At 37.7% G+C, this 14,074-nt stretch carries 12 protein-coding genes; 10 read left to right on the top strand and 2 right to left on the bottom strand.

The window, feature by feature from the left end; genetic code table 11:
* Positions 1-1,330: 1,330 nt before the first annotated feature.
* Positions 1,331-2,305 carry an OmpA family protein gene (locus tag LVD51_RS09845; RefSeq protein ID WP_236971059.1) on the bottom strand — a complete coding sequence of 325 codons (975 nt, stop codon included), beginning with the start codon at positions 2,303-2,305 and terminating at the stop codon, positions 1,331-1,333.
* Between the two features lie 162 nt (positions 2,306-2,467).
* Positions 2,468-4,417: a hypothetical protein gene (locus LVD51_RS09840; protein WP_236971058.1), complete on the bottom strand. Its 1,950-nt coding sequence runs from the start codon at positions 4,415-4,417 to the stop codon at positions 2,468-2,470.
* A gap of 732 nt (positions 4,418-5,149) precedes the next feature.
* Here LVD51_RS09840 and purS point away from each other — a divergent pair.
* From purS to LVD51_RS09790, 10 genes are all read left to right on the top strand, one after another.
* Positions 5,150-5,404 (top strand): phosphoribosylformylglycinamidine synthase subunit PurS, encoded by a 255-nt coding sequence (gene purS, locus LVD51_RS09835; protein ID WP_236971057.1) that lies wholly within the window; start codon positions 5,150-5,152, stop codon positions 5,402-5,404.
* Entirely contained in the window at positions 5,404-6,084 is a 681-nt protein-coding gene (gene rsmI / locus LVD51_RS09830; protein WP_236971056.1) for a 16S rRNA (cytidine(1402)-2'-O)-methyltransferase, read from the top strand. Before purS ends, rsmI begins: the two co-directional genes overlap by 1 nt.
* Positions 6,085-6,315: 231 nt before the next feature.
* Entirely contained in the window at positions 6,316-7,761 is a 1,446-nt protein-coding gene (gene sufB, locus LVD51_RS09825) for a Fe-S cluster assembly protein SufB (RefSeq protein WP_236971055.1), read from the top strand.
* A gap of 30 nt (positions 7,762-7,791) precedes the next feature.
* Entirely contained in the window at positions 7,792-8,553 is a 762-nt protein-coding gene (gene sufC, locus LVD51_RS09820) for a Fe-S cluster assembly ATPase SufC (protein ID WP_236971054.1), read from the top strand.
* Positions 8,554-8,576: 23 nt separating this feature from the next.
* Positions 8,577-9,905 carry a Fe-S cluster assembly protein SufD gene (gene sufD, locus LVD51_RS09815; protein WP_236971053.1) on the top strand — a complete coding sequence of 443 codons (1,329 nt, stop codon included), beginning with the start codon at positions 8,577-8,579 and terminating at the stop codon, positions 9,903-9,905.
* An 80-nt stretch (positions 9,906-9,985) separates the two neighbouring features.
* A complete protein-coding gene (locus tag LVD51_RS09810; RefSeq protein WP_236971052.1) occupies positions 9,986-11,230 on the top strand; it encodes an aminotransferase class V-fold PLP-dependent enzyme in 1,245 nt (414 codons plus the stop codon).
* Positions 11,231-11,243: 13 nt separating this feature from the next.
* The gene (locus tag LVD51_RS09805) at positions 11,244-11,678 is read left to right on the top strand and encodes a SufE family protein (RefSeq protein ID WP_236971051.1); all 435 of its coding nucleotides are present in this window, start codon (positions 11,244-11,246) and stop codon (positions 11,676-11,678) included.
* 2 nt (positions 11,679-11,680) lie between these two features.
* Positions 11,681-11,986 carry an iron-sulfur cluster assembly protein gene (locus tag LVD51_RS09800; RefSeq protein ID WP_236971050.1) on the top strand — a complete coding sequence of 102 codons (306 nt, stop codon included), beginning with the start codon at positions 11,681-11,683 and terminating at the stop codon, positions 11,984-11,986.
* A 108-nt stretch (positions 11,987-12,094) separates the two neighbouring features.
* On the top strand, positions 12,095-13,027 hold the full coding sequence (locus LVD51_RS09795; protein ID WP_236971049.1) for a DM13 domain-containing protein: 933 nt from the start codon (positions 12,095-12,097) through the stop codon (positions 13,025-13,027).
* Positions 13,028-13,039: 12 nt separating this feature from the next.
* On the top strand, positions 13,040-13,927 hold the full coding sequence (locus LVD51_RS09790) for a hypothetical protein (RefSeq protein ID WP_236971048.1): 888 nt from the start codon (positions 13,040-13,042) through the stop codon (positions 13,925-13,927).
* The last annotated feature ends 147 nt before the right edge of the window (positions 13,928-14,074 follow it).

The raw sequence follows: 14,074 nt of genomic DNA, 5'->3' as shown, positions 1-14,074 counted from the left end.
AGAGATTAACCCTAATTTAGAAAAATCACATATTTGTCTTTCATATCTATAAACAATGTATAATCAGCAATCTATTTCTTTACTCAACTATATCTATAAATCCTAAACAGTGTATAAACAGCAATCTATTTCTTTACTCAACTATATCTATAAATCCAACGCCTTAATTCACAGTCTATTTTCAATATAGTAAATGATATTTATTCTCCGCATTAACTACCAATCCATATAATAGAACATCATAGGATAAAATAAAAAAGAGATCTTTTTCCGCCTTTTCCCTTTTTCGACTCAGAAGCATTCAATGTAGTTCAATAATTGATGAAGTTCCAATAAACATCCAAAACTGTTCATGGATTCAGTTGGATCTAAATACAACAATAGAAATTCAAGCTGCTCTCTTCTTTAAATATACATAAATTCAACAATAGAAAAATTCTTTTTGTTCAATTAGAAACATTGTTAAATATTTGCCTAAAACAATATTTTGAGGATATTATAAATTATACGAATTACATTTTATAATGACGGAAAAGATTTCGAGATGACTGAATGTAGTTGCCCAAAAGGCAACCCGATGTCCTTAATATGACCGAATGCAGTACGAAGTACCCAATCCATTAAATATGGATTGGATGAGGGAGCCGGAGCCAATGTGCTCCGGGTGGGTGAGCCTAGATGAGGGAACCGGAGCCACTGTGCTCCGGCGTGATTGCAACGTATTTCGAAAGGTTCTTAGCCACTGGCTCCAAGTGGGTTTGTTTGGATGAAGGAACCACGACCTCTGTGTCGTGGGTGAACGAGCAAAATACACGACTGAATAAAGTTGCTCTATAGAGCAACCCGATGGACTAAATCTAACTGAGTAGGGTCCGCAAGAACATTGGTAGTCAATCTACCAATGACGAAGGCACCAAAGCCACTGGCTTTGGGTGGGTAAGCCAGATGAGGGAACCGGAGCCACTGTGCTCCGGCGTGGTCTTTTAATTCATTTTGAGGACATGACCGAATGAAGCTCGAAGAGCCAAATGCCTTAAATAGGCATTTGATGAGGGAACCGAGGCTAGATGCCGAGGGTGGGTTGGCCTTGCGTCTCATATATTATTTTTGGAGACGCAAGGCATTGCGTCTCTACGTTAAGGCGTGACAGCCCTATAAATTGTTAGGTATTTCACCACCGTGTCGTGGATGGGTTGGCCAGTATATGGACATTTGGTAGTCTTTCAGACTACTTCATTTAGTCGTGACTCTACAACAATAAATCGAAATATAACCGACAATAGTAAACGTATTTGGCATTACACCTTAGGTCAGAAAATTCATCTCCCCATTATATTTCATTAAGGACGATTTCTACTCGTCGATTCTTTTGTCGACCTTCTTCTGTGGTATTTTTACTCTCAGGGGATAATGGACCTACGCCAGCCGCGGTCAAACGATTTTCCGCTATCCTATACTTACTGACTAATACCTTATTGAGGGCGGCCGCTCTTCTTTCAGACAAATCCATATTATTCTGGTAGGAACCGGTATTGTCAGTATGTCCTACTACGTATACTTTTTTATCTTTATTTTTCTTTAAATATTGAGCAATCAAATCAATCTCAGTAAAACTACTCTCTTTTAATTTATCCGATCCTGTGTCAAATAAAATACCATATAGTGAAACTTTGCCCTGATCTGACATGGCCTTTTCTATTCCCTCCAAACTAATTTGTTGGTCCATTTCTTGAACTTCTACCACAGTGATATGATAACCTTGTTCTCCAAGTCCATACCCTGGAATTACGGTGAGATAATACCCCTTGCCATCTTTGCTAAACTTGGCGGCTATATAGGCCATTTCTTCCCCATAATAGGCTGGAAGAAGTAATTTCTTGTCCACACCTCTCAATTCATCCCAAAAATACTTGCCACAATCTCCTACATTTTTACAGCTAAAAAGGATGGTAGCTCCATGGGACTTTAATGCATTCATATAATTAGAATATATCTCATAACTCGACCCAGCATCGGTGGGCAAACTATAAAATATCCTGTATATCCTTCCTTCTACTTCTAGGGTTGAAGAAAATTTTGAATCCTCCATTCCTCCTGTGACTATCGTGTACACATCAAAGGAGGTTTCTTCATAATCATAGATGTATGATTGATTGAATCTCTGGAGTAAAGGATGATCCATACTGCCTTCTGCATCAGATTTTTGAGCCACAACAAACTGCAACACCAATAAGTACAAAAAAATAGAAACGAAAACTTTTAATTTTGTACTCTTTTTAGTTTTTAGGGGAATAAATAAAAACATAGAAATTTCTTTAGGATAGTAGCGATTTTAATAAAATAATACAGACAAATAATTTCATTTTAAAGGCAGAAAAATAGTGATTTGATTGAAAAATTCAAAGTAGACTTTGAAAAAATAAATGAAGATTCACTACCATCTTTACAATCTGCCCTCACCCCATCTCTATCCTTCACCTAACCTCCCCCAATCTCGTTTGCCGTTTTCGAAATCGAGGTATAGATAATCTTCCTTAAATCTAAATTCCAATGTTCTTGATTTAGCCGATGCTTGGATATATGGAGATTGATAACGGCGGTAATTAGTATCCATAGTTTTTCCGTCGACTGTAAACTCTCCACCGTATTTCAATTTATAATCTCTATCCTTTGATCTATAACTCAAAATCAATTCATCCTCATTAAAAATCACTTCATTGTTTTGTATACGATTTTTAAAATTCTCAAAAGATCCATCTTCTGATTGACAACCTGCTTCAGCTATCCAATATACTTGATTACCTTCTTGTATAATTTCATTATTTACTTCAGTACTCTCAATGAATGGGCGAAAACCTATAAATGCAAAATAGCTTTGTCCTTTCATACCAAAGGCATAATTGTTTATGACAACAGATGAATCCATTTTTTGCATTGGGAAGTAGGCATAGGTATAATCTAAAAGTTCTTTTTCCATCCAAGACTTTTTTTCTGGAATTACGTATATAGACAAATTGACATTCATATCCTGTACAGAATGTGGAAGACGACCATAGCCCACTTCATAATTGGGAGTAGAAGAAGCTTTGCGCTTATGTAAAGCTGGATGTGTATGATATATCGCGAATGCATTACTGACATTGATTCCAAATACGTGGTGTTGGTCGGCATATTCACCTACATGATGACTTTGTGCTGTGTACATTGAATAATCTGCTGTTTTATAAGTATAGGTATTCCCCCTTTGAATAGCGGTTCCCTGGAAGGGAGAATCTATTATTTTGACAACCCATGGCTCCAAATGCAATAAGTCTAACATCGTAAAATCCAATAACTTAAAATCACTGATAAATCCATTGGAGAACATGTTATTATTTCTGATATGAGCAAGGGAATGTCTTACAATCTCCGGGTTTACAAACGCTTCCATCCCCCATTGCATCATCATTCCTTGATTATTTGTACCATAGAATCCTTCCTTCTCAAGATCTGAAATATCCAATCCGCTACTTTGCTTTACAATTACTGTCGAACTATCTTCGGCTATTGCTTTCAAAACAGGGGGCAACTTATAATTCTCACTAATCATTAGTCCATACATTAATCCTGGACCAATTTCTTGGCCATTGCCCCAATAATACTGAGTCAATCCCCCCAAAGTAGCATCTTGACCTCCCTTCCTATTGGAATGATAACCACGTCCACTGGCAGATATAAACATCGTATTTACATTTTGTGAGGCTACATCGTAAAACAGTAAATCCATGATTATTCTACACTTTTCTACAATTTCTTCATCTTTTGCATAATCAATAAGATTGATTAATGCAGCTATATCCTCCTTATAATATACACTGGAAAAAAATTCTGTAAATCCATAATTCCATCTCATCTCCAGCCAATCCATTATCCGAATCCGAGCCTTTTCCATATGCTGGTGACCAGTAATACCGCTATTAGTAAAAACATCATCCATATATTTTTGGCCGATCAAATACTCTGCCGAGGCAAATAGAATTTGATGATTCTCGCTCCAATAACACATAGAGTTTTCTCCAGGTTCATCCCACCAATATCTAAAACCCAACACCACTTCTTCGGTTTTCGCTATCCACTCCTCTGGGATTTGAGATTCATATTCATATAAAATGCGAATCAAATTGACCAGTCTGAAATCAGAACAATCATACTCATTCTTAATATAATTCAAACTACCTTCTAAATCCTGCCAACGAAAATCATGCCCATTGACCAAGTTGTAATATAGTTGGGATTCGAGAACTTCTATCTTTTCCACTGGCCTAATTGGAAAAGATTTATACTGAGAGATCCGATACAAATCAAATCCCGTAACCAATATTATCAAAAAGAAAAGGCCAACTACGATATATCGAATCCATGAAATATTTGACTTCATATAACAACTTAATTATTCTGCATGATTAGGATTTATTTTTATGGAAAAGACCATCGAAATAGATTTTGCCCTTATAGGACGGATTTCTTCCCAAAGTGGTCAATATCGTAGCCATTTGATAAGGATTTCAAACTATGGTTATTGCCCCAAATCTTACAACTTCCAATGTACAACCCGACTCATCAATACCACTATACAATATTATAGATTCAATCATCTTCCTGAGGATGAAATCATATCTTCTATTCAATAATTGTCAACTACAAATTATTCAAATACCAATTCAATCTACGATATCCAAAACCGCGTTGTCGATTATCCTTTAGATCCATCTTCTAGATGAGCAACACACTTTTTATCCCATCTAATATAAATTAAAAATTACATTTTTTTATTCCACTAATTTAGAAATCCCCCTATGATTAAAATCAGTTCACTTCCCATGGAGAAATATTAATTAATCATTAAATGCATTCCGCATTTCGAGTGTCAGGAATTACAAATATTTTCTCGCATTAGCACGGGCTTACCGTAAAGAAGAAATTATCTTATAAAATCTATCATAACTCAATTTCCTCTTCTTTCCAGATTTATCAAAGCCAGACAGGATTATGACTGGCTGTTGTTTTTTGTTGAAAGAGACAATAATTGACAAAATTTAAAAATCCATCTTATTTCCCATTCTTATGTAAAAGAACTTCAATATCTTTGCTGTTCACAAATCGTATTAATATGAAGTTTATTGCTGAGATTCAGATTATGCCCCATGCCGAACTATTAGATCCACAGGGCAAAACCGTAACCAAAAACTTACCCAACATAGGTATTCACGCCATTGACAAAGTGCGAATCGGCAAACATGTTGAATTGGAAGTGGAAGCTGCGGATGAAGCTGAAGCAAGTGAAATCGTTGACCAAGCGTGTCAAAAATTATTGGTGAATACCATAATGGAAAAATACGAGTTCACTTTAGCAGTGCTCGCTTAATGCTATATCTTGTACCCACACCCATTGGCAATTTAGCTGATTTTACCTTTAGAGGTATATCAGTCCTCAAGGAAGTTGATCATATCTTGGCTGAGGATACAAGGCAATCCAGTAGACTACTTCGTCATTATGATATAACAACGGCATGTACTTCGTTTCACAGTCACAACGAACATCGTCGATTATCTACATTGATCGAAGAAATGACAGATGGCAAGACCATGGCTTTGATATCCGATGCAGGAACACCAGGCATATCAGATCCTGGGTTTCTATTGGTCAGAGCCTGTATCGAAGCCGATATTCCCGTAGTCAGCCTGCCGGGTCCATCAGCCTTTGTTACGGCATTGGTTGGTTCAGGTCTACCCTGTGATCGATTCTATTTCGAAGGATTTTTACCGCACAAAAAGGGTCGAGCGACGAAATGGCAAAAATTATCTCAATGCGAAGAGACCATGATATTTTACGAATCTCCCTATCGTATTGTTAAATTTTTAAACGAATGCATAGAAAATTGTGGGCCAGATCGAATGATATGCGTGGCAAGAGAAATATCCAAAATCCACGAAGAATATATAAGAGGTAGCGTGTCAGAAGTACACGCCGATCTCTCGTCTAGACCGAGTATTAAAGGAGAATTTGTTGTCGTACTCGCCGGTGCCTCAAACTCCAATATATAAGCCATCCAAAACCATCCCTTCTTCCGATTCTGAAAAGATTTATACATAATCTAAATAAACTTAAGTGCAAACCTTTTGTTATTAGCTATAAAGGAAGTAATTTTGCAGCTATTTTAAGAAAATAATGGATCGTTATCGTTACAAAATAAGCCGTGATCCAAAACACAAACACTTGCTCAATTTATTGCTTTCCAATAAATTATACTAAATGCAAGTTGTAAAAATGTTAGAATGAAGACAGAAAATGAAATAATTGACGACTTAACCGTAAAGGAATACGAATTTGGATTTGTGACTGACATCGAGATGGATGTACTGCCTCCAGGTCTGAATGATGAAGTAATCCGATTTATTTCTGCCAAAAAAGAAGAGCCGGAATGGTTATTGAATTGGCGATTAAAGGGTTATGAAGCTTTTAAAAAATCAGAAATGCCTCAATGGCAAAACTTTGAGGCCCCGGATGTTGATTTTCAAGCCATCTCCTATTATGCGGCACCAAAAGAAAAAGTAAAGTTAAATAGTTTGGATGAAGTAGATCCCGAACTTATCGCAACTTTCAACAAATTGGGTATTCCATTGAACGAACAAAAAGCCTTAGCTGGTGTGGCAGTAGATGCTGTATTTGACAGTGTATCTATAGCTACGACATATAAGGAAGAATTGTCCAAGCACGGCATTATCTTCTGTTCTATGAGTGAGGCAGTGAAAAATCATCCCGAATTGGTTCAGAAATACCTCGGCTCAGTAGTTCCATACACCGACAATATATATGCATCATTGAATTCAGCTGTATTCTCTGACGGATCATTCGTATACATTCCCGAAGGCGTTCGATGCCCAATGGAATTATCTACATATTTTAGAATAAATTCACAAAATACTGGGCAATTTGAGCGAACTTTAATCATCGCTGAAAAAGATAGTTATGTCAGCTATTTAGAAGGCTGTACAGCCCCGATGCGCGACGAGAATCAAATGCACGCCGCCGTAGTAGAATTGATTGCCCATGAAAATGCAGAAATCAAATACTCTACGGTTCAGAATTGGTTTCCAGGAGATAAAGACGGGAAAGGTGGTATATTCAATTTTGTGACTAAAAGAGGTATCTGCAAAGGAGATCACTCCAAAATATCGTGGACACAAGTAGAAACTGGATCAGCCATTACATGGAAATACCCCAGTGTTATCCTCAAGGGCGATTACTCTTCAGGAGAATTTTACTCGGTAGCCGTGACCAAAAATCACCAAATAGCCGATACGGGAACCAAGATCAACCATATTGGAAAAAACACAAAGAGCAGAATTATCTCTAAAGGTATCTCAGCCGGAAAAAGTAATAATAGTTATAGAGGGTTAGTTCAAATAGGCAATCGCGCCGACAACGCAAGAAATTTCACTCAATGTGATTCCCTGCTTATAGGGAATAAATGTGGAGCACATACCTTTCCATATATAGAATCCAAAAACAAAAGTGCTATGTTGGAGCACGAGGCCACAACCTCGAAGATCGGTGAAGATCAAATCTTCTACCTCAACCAGAGGGGAATTGATCCAGAACAAGCTGTTGCCCTCATCGTCAACGGCTATGCCAAAGAAGTCTTGAATCAACTGCCTATGGAGTTTGCTGTGGAAGCGAGAAAATTACTATCATTGACCCTTGAAGGAAGTGTAGGGTAACATTTAATTATGCAATCAAAAAAAGAATTAATGCTTAAAATTAAGGATCTTCACGCTGGCGTGGAAGGAAATAACATCTTAAAGGGAATCAATTTAGAAGTAAAACCAGGAGAAATTCATGCCATCATGGGACCTAACGGTTCAGGTAAAAGCTCTTTGGCCTCTGTACTGGCAGGTAAAGATAATTACGAAGTAACCAGTGGAAGTATAGAATTTGAAGGCAAAGATCTTCTAGATATGGATCCTGAAATCAGAGCGAGAGAAGGAATTTTCTTGGCTTTCCAATATCCGGTAGAAATACCAGGTGTATCTAACTTGGGCTTTTTGAAAACGGCCATTAAGGATGTTAGAGAACACCGTGGTTTGCCCCCATTATCGGCTAAGGAATTTTTGCAAAGAACGAGAGAAAAACAACAATTGGTTGAATTCGATACTCAATTGGCCAATAGATCGCTGAATGAAGGATTCTCCGGTGGAGAAAAAAAGAGAAATGAAATCTTTCAATTGGCTATGTTGGAACCTAAATTGTCTATTCTAGATGAGACCGATTCTGGCTTAGATATCGATGCTCTTAGAATAGTAGCCAATGGGGTCAATAAATTGAGATCAGAAAACAATGCCTTTATTATCATTACACACTACCAGCGATTATTGGATTATATCGTACCCGACGTAGTCCACGTGTTGGCCAATGGTCAAATTGTAAAATCAGGTGGCAAAGAATTAGCCTTGGAGTTGGAAGAAAAGGGATATGACTGGATCAAGGAAGATATATTAAATAAAACGGTATAATTTAGACATAAATGTTAGTTCAAATGGAAATCGATCTAAAAGATCAAATCAAAAATAAATTCGAATCTTTGTGTGCTATTGGACAATCTTCGGAAGGTGATTCGATTCAAAAACTGCGTGGTAAAGCCTTTGCGACATTTGAACAACTGGGTTTTCCTACCATTAAAAATGAAGATTGGAAATATACCAATGTGAAGCCCATCCTAAAAGATAATTTTAGTTTCACTCCAATACCTACTACATCTTCATACGAGGAAGCCATAAAAGACAAGGGGTATTTTGGTCAGGGATTAGATGCATATACCTTGATTTTAATAAATGGTATTTATCAACCTCAATGGTCCAATATTCCAAGTGATGATTCAATCTCTATTGCAGCAGTAGAAGATGTTTGGGATCAGGTGGCCATAGATGAAATCTTGAATAAGGATCGCAATAACAAAAGCAACCCTTTTATTGCCTTAAATACCGCTTTATTCCAAGGTGGGATAGTCATCCAAATCAAGAAAAATAAAGTATTGGACAAGCCCATCCATCTCGTGCATTTAGGTGATTCGAGCGAACACTATTTCCAGCAGTCAAAAAACATTTTTATTGCTGAATTTGGCAGTCAAGCTGAAATCATTGAAAGTTTTGAGAATCTAAATACCGAATCTCATTTACTGCGCAATGCCGTAACAGAGATCAGAGTAGCAGCCAATGCAAAATTACAGCACTATAAATTGCAAAAAGGAGATGCTAGCTTACGACTAATCGAACATACAGAAGTGGAGCAAGAAGGTGATAGTCAATACAATAATTACACCTTTACCCTACCTGGATACTCATTCGTAAGAAATAATTTAAACCTAGCACTAGAGGGCAGCAACATTGATTCTCATATGTATGGATTGTATTTGACCAACGACCATCAATTGGTGGATAATCACACTTTGGTCGATCACCAAGAACCTCACTGTGAGAGTAATCAAATGTACAAAGGTATCATGATGGGTCACTCTAGAGCAATATTTAACGGTAAGGTATATGTACATCCAATTGCGCAAAAAACCAATGCTTTTCAGCAAAATAATAACATATTGTTTAGTGATTTTGCTACGATATACTCTAAACCACAATTAGAGATTTTCGCCGATGATGTAAAATGTAGTCATGGATCGACCATCGGTCAATTGGATCCCGATGCATTGTTCTATCTCAAAGCGAGAGGAATCAACGAAGAAGATGGTAGAAGTATGTTGGTCAACGCATTCGCTTTCGACGTTACCGAAAAAATAGAAAATCTTGAAATAAAAGATTTACTTAATGAGGCGATTTCACAAACCATGTTGGGTAAAGCCTTGTTGGTCTAGAAGATTGGTGTAGGTTTTTTTAGAGTAAGTGACAGACTGTTGTGATAAATTGACACAATGGGAATTAGAAAATTGGAAAGATGGAAAAATTGAAAAGTATAGATATTCCCTTTGATATTCATAAAATACGCGCTGAATTTCCCATTCTTCAAACGGAAGTTCACGGCCACCCTTTGGTTTATCTTGACAACGCTGCTACCACTCAAAAACCTCAGGTAGTAATAGATAGCCTAGTTGAATATTACACCCAATACAACAGTAATGTGCATCGCGGTGTCCATCATTTGAGCCAATTGGCTACTGATGGATTTGAAGCGGCACGACGAACAGCTCAACAATATATTAATGCAGGCTCTGAGTCTGAAATAATTTTCACTAAAGGGACAACAGATGGTATCAATCTAGTAGCTCAATCCTTTGCCAAGGCATTCTTAAAACCCGGCGATAGCATTATTATATCAGCTATGGAACACCACTCCAACATTGTACCTTGGCAGATCGTATGTCAACAATACGGTGCGGAGTTGAAAGTTATTCCAATGGACGAAAATGGAGAATTAATACTCTCCGAATACGATAAATTATTGAACGACAGGGTTCGACTGGTTTCATTGCCCTATGTGTCCAATTCCTTAGGCACCGTCAATCCCGTTGATTTAATCATAGAAAAAGCTCATAAATCAGACATTCCTGTATTGCTCGACAGTGCGCAAGCGATACAACATCTTCCGATCGATGTACAAAAGTTGGATGTTGACTTTCTCGTTTTTTCAAGTCACAAAGTTTTCGGCCCTACGGGAATGGGAATTTTATATGGTAAGGAAAAATGGTTAGACCTCATGCCTCCATATCAAGGGGGAGGTGAAATGATAAAGACAGTAACCTTTGAAAAAACAACGTACAATGAGTTACCGTTTAAATTTGAAGCAGGGACTCCTCATATTGAAGGAGCTATTGGTCTCGATGCCGCATTGAAATACACACAGAGCATTGGTTTGGAAAATATTCAAAAATACGAAGCCCTACTATACCAATACGCTATTGAACAATTGTCCACCATTGATTCACTTCGATTTATTGGACAAGCCAAACACAGAGCTGGTGCTGTCTCTATGATGGTAGGTGATATCCATCCTTTTGACATGGGCGAAATACTCGACAAACTGGGAATAGCTGTTCGTACTGGCCATCACTGTACCGAGCCAGTAATGAATTTTTTCAAAATACCAGGAACAATTCGAGCCTCATTTTCATTTTATAATACATTTGAGGAAGTAGACCGATTGGTTACTGGGATTAAAAGAGCCAAAGCAATGCTTTCGTAAATCGACATAAGACATGAATATTGATCAAACACAAGCAGAAATAGTTGACGACTTTTCTTTTTTCGAAGATTGGATGGATAAATACGAATACATCATTCAACTCGGTAAAGAATTGCCCATCATCGATGCCGCATATAAGACCCCAGAGCATTTAATCAAAGGCTGTCAATCTCAAGTATGGATGCACGCTGAAGAAAAAGACGGCAAAGTCTACTTCACTGCAGACAGCGATGCATTAATTACAAAAGGATTGGTAAGTTTAGTGATCAAAGTTTTATCCGGTCATCCTGCTGCGGAAATAGCTCAATCAGAATTGACATTTATCGAAAAGATTGGACTTAAAAGCCACCTGTCTCCTACCCGATCCAATGGATTGCTGTCCATGGTCAAGCAAATGAAATTATATGCCTATACTTATATGGCACAACAACAGTTAAAATCTCAATAATTATGTCTAGCATTAGAGACCTCGTCATAGAACAACTTCAAACTGTATTTGACCCTGAACTTCCCGTAAACATCTATGAATTGGGATTGGTTTATGAAGTCAATGTAAGAGAAAACAATGAGGTATATATAGTGATGACTTTGACTGCACCGGCCTGTCCTGTGGCTGGAGAAATAGTATTTGATGTAGAAACCAAGGCTAAATCAGTGCCAGGGGTATCTGCTGTGCACGTAGACTTAACCTTTGATCCTCCTTGGACCAAAGACATGATGAGTGATGAAGCAAGATTGGAGTTAGATATGTTCTAAACTTTTACATTTAAATGTCAAAGTTTGGAATTTTTTCAACTTTTTCAAAAGTTAGGTGTACTTATAATGGTATCTAACCGTTTCTATTAATAGGAATTACAAATAAATATGAAATACTCACTATTACTACTCTCTCTGTTGGCTATATTTTCATGTGTGGGCACAGACTATACCGAAGAAGCTCTTATATTGAATCAAGCCTCAGTAAAACTAAGTCCCGAAATATTTAATATAACCATAGGTCAAGACTTTCAAATTAGCGCAGAAGTAAAAAATATTAAAGGAGAAGTAATTACTACTGAAGTTGACTGGACTTCGACCCAACCCACAGTAGCTACTGTTAATGAAAGCGGTTTAGTTACTGCAGTGGCAGAGGGTACGACATTTATTATTGCCCAATACGAAGACGAACTCAATGGCCTTCAAATCGACAGTAGCCAGATTACCGTCATTCAAGACAATAACAATCAAGGACCTATTATCGGGGGAATTGCTATTACCAGTGAAATAGCCACCCTAATTCCCGGGGGTACAGCTTTGTTTAAAGCCATAGTACGGTCTACAACCGGAATAGTACTCAATGAAACCGTGGTTTGGAAATCCTCTGATCCCGCAGTTGCCAGTATCGATAACAATGGGAAGGCTACGGCTCATGCAGCAGGGGAAACAAAAATTACTGCTGAAATAGATGGTATTGTCTCCAATGAATTTCCGTTGGCAGTTAAAGAAAACCTCGGATATAGCGGAAGTTTTGTCGGCAAAACTGGACACAGAGTTTCTGGCTCTGTTGTAGTATCAGCCGACTCTAAAACGCTGACATTGCAAGAAGATTTTTCTACACAATCCGGCCCTGGGCTTCAAATATATTTAAGTAAGTCTGCCGATTCTGGATCGGGAGGAATTGACTTGGGTGCAATAAAATCAAATTCGGGTACTCAAACTTATACCATTCCCGACGGAGTAAAAGTAAGTGATTACAAATTTGTCCTAGTCTATTGTAAACCTTTTAGCGTAGTCTTTGGTGCAGCAGAACTTAAATAAAAAAGTAATAAAATGAAAAAATATTCCCTCCTCACCTCGCTATATATATTGCTGGCCATAATTACCGTCAACTCTGCATATGCAGGCGGTGGATGGCCACAACCCAAAGGAAAAGGTTATTTTAAACTGGGTCAAAGTTTTCTTATCAGTGACCAGTATTTTGGACCAGATGGAAAGAAAATCCCCATTACAACTACCGGATACTACTCCACTTCACTTTACGGAGAATACGGTATAACCGATCGATGGACCATCACAGGTCACATTCCTCTGTTTGCTAGAAATACCTTGAATAATTTAGAATCTAGGTCGACTGGATACATACAAGAAGGCGATGAATTGAATGGTTTTGGTGATGTAGATTTAGGGATTAAGTACGGATTGATAACTGAAGGCAGCTGGGTAGTCAGCGCTTCCTTTGTGCTGGGATTACCTACGGGCAACAATGTAGGTGGACACACTGAGTTGATGCAGACTGGGGACGGGGAATTTAATCAAATGTTGGCTCTGGAAGCTTCTACCAGTATAGGTATTGGATATATTAGTTTATTGGCGGCCTATAATCATAGAGGAGAATCAACATATGGATATCTTTCTGGAGATGTAGTTACCGACTTTTCTGACGAAATCCGATTTGGTGCTGAAATTGGTACTACGATAAATGACCAATGGTTTCTAGCTCTGAATCTCTTAAATGTTTCTCCAGTAACCACTAATAATCCCAATACAGAAAGCAATGGCATCTTTGGCAACAATGTAGCCTATCTCTCTATAACACCCAAAATAGCCTATTCTATTAATGATCAATGGGGTATAGAAGTTTCAACCTCGTTAGCGGCTTACGGTAAAAATATTTTGGCCGCACCCAATAGTCAAGTCGGAATTTTCTTTAAACTCTAATGTTATTTTTATAGAAAATAATAATACTATCCAAATATTACACTAATTTGTTACCAAATGTCAGTATCTTGTTGTCGTCTCATTTCAGTAGAAACAAATGAGGACAGCCAAAATAAAGTATCTTATTTAGCATGGTCTTTATTGTTT

Origin of the sequence: Membranihabitans marinus (assembly GCF_021729155.1) — a bacterium.
Lineage (GTDB): Bacteria > Bacteroidota > Bacteroidia > Chitinophagales > Saprospiraceae > Membranihabitans > Membranihabitans marinus.
This window is presented reverse-complemented; position numbering and strand designations above follow the sequence as displayed.

Coding starts and splice junctions, on each gene's coding strand:
- LVD51_RS09845 (WP_236971059.1), bottom strand. CDS start 2,305: ATGTTTTTATTTATTCCCCTAAAAACTAAAAAGAGTACAAAATTAAAA.
- LVD51_RS09840 (WP_236971058.1), bottom strand. CDS start 4,417: ATGAAGTCAAATATTTCATGGATTCGATATATCGTAGTTGGCCTTTTC.
- purS (WP_236971057.1), top strand. CDS start 5,150: ATGAAGTTTATTGCTGAGATTCAGATTATGCCCCATGCCGAACTATTA.
- rsmI (WP_236971056.1), top strand. CDS start 5,404: ATGCTATATCTTGTACCCACACCCATTGGCAATTTAGCTGATTTTACC.
- sufB (WP_236971055.1), top strand. CDS start 6,316: ATGAAGACAGAAAATGAAATAATTGACGACTTAACCGTAAAGGAATAC.
- sufC (WP_236971054.1), top strand. CDS start 7,792: ATGCTTAAAATTAAGGATCTTCACGCTGGCGTGGAAGGAAATAACATC.
- sufD (WP_236971053.1), top strand. CDS start 8,577: ATGGAAATCGATCTAAAAGATCAAATCAAAAATAAATTCGAATCTTTG.
- LVD51_RS09810 (WP_236971052.1), top strand. CDS start 9,986: ATGGAAAAATTGAAAAGTATAGATATTCCCTTTGATATTCATAAAATA.
- LVD51_RS09805 (WP_236971051.1), top strand. CDS start 11,244: ATGAATATTGATCAAACACAAGCAGAAATAGTTGACGACTTTTCTTTT.
- LVD51_RS09800 (WP_236971050.1), top strand. CDS start 11,681: ATGTCTAGCATTAGAGACCTCGTCATAGAACAACTTCAAACTGTATTT.
- LVD51_RS09795 (WP_236971049.1), top strand. CDS start 12,095: ATGAAATACTCACTATTACTACTCTCTCTGTTGGCTATATTTTCATGT.
- LVD51_RS09790 (WP_236971048.1), top strand. CDS start 13,040: ATGAAAAAATATTCCCTCCTCACCTCGCTATATATATTGCTGGCCATA.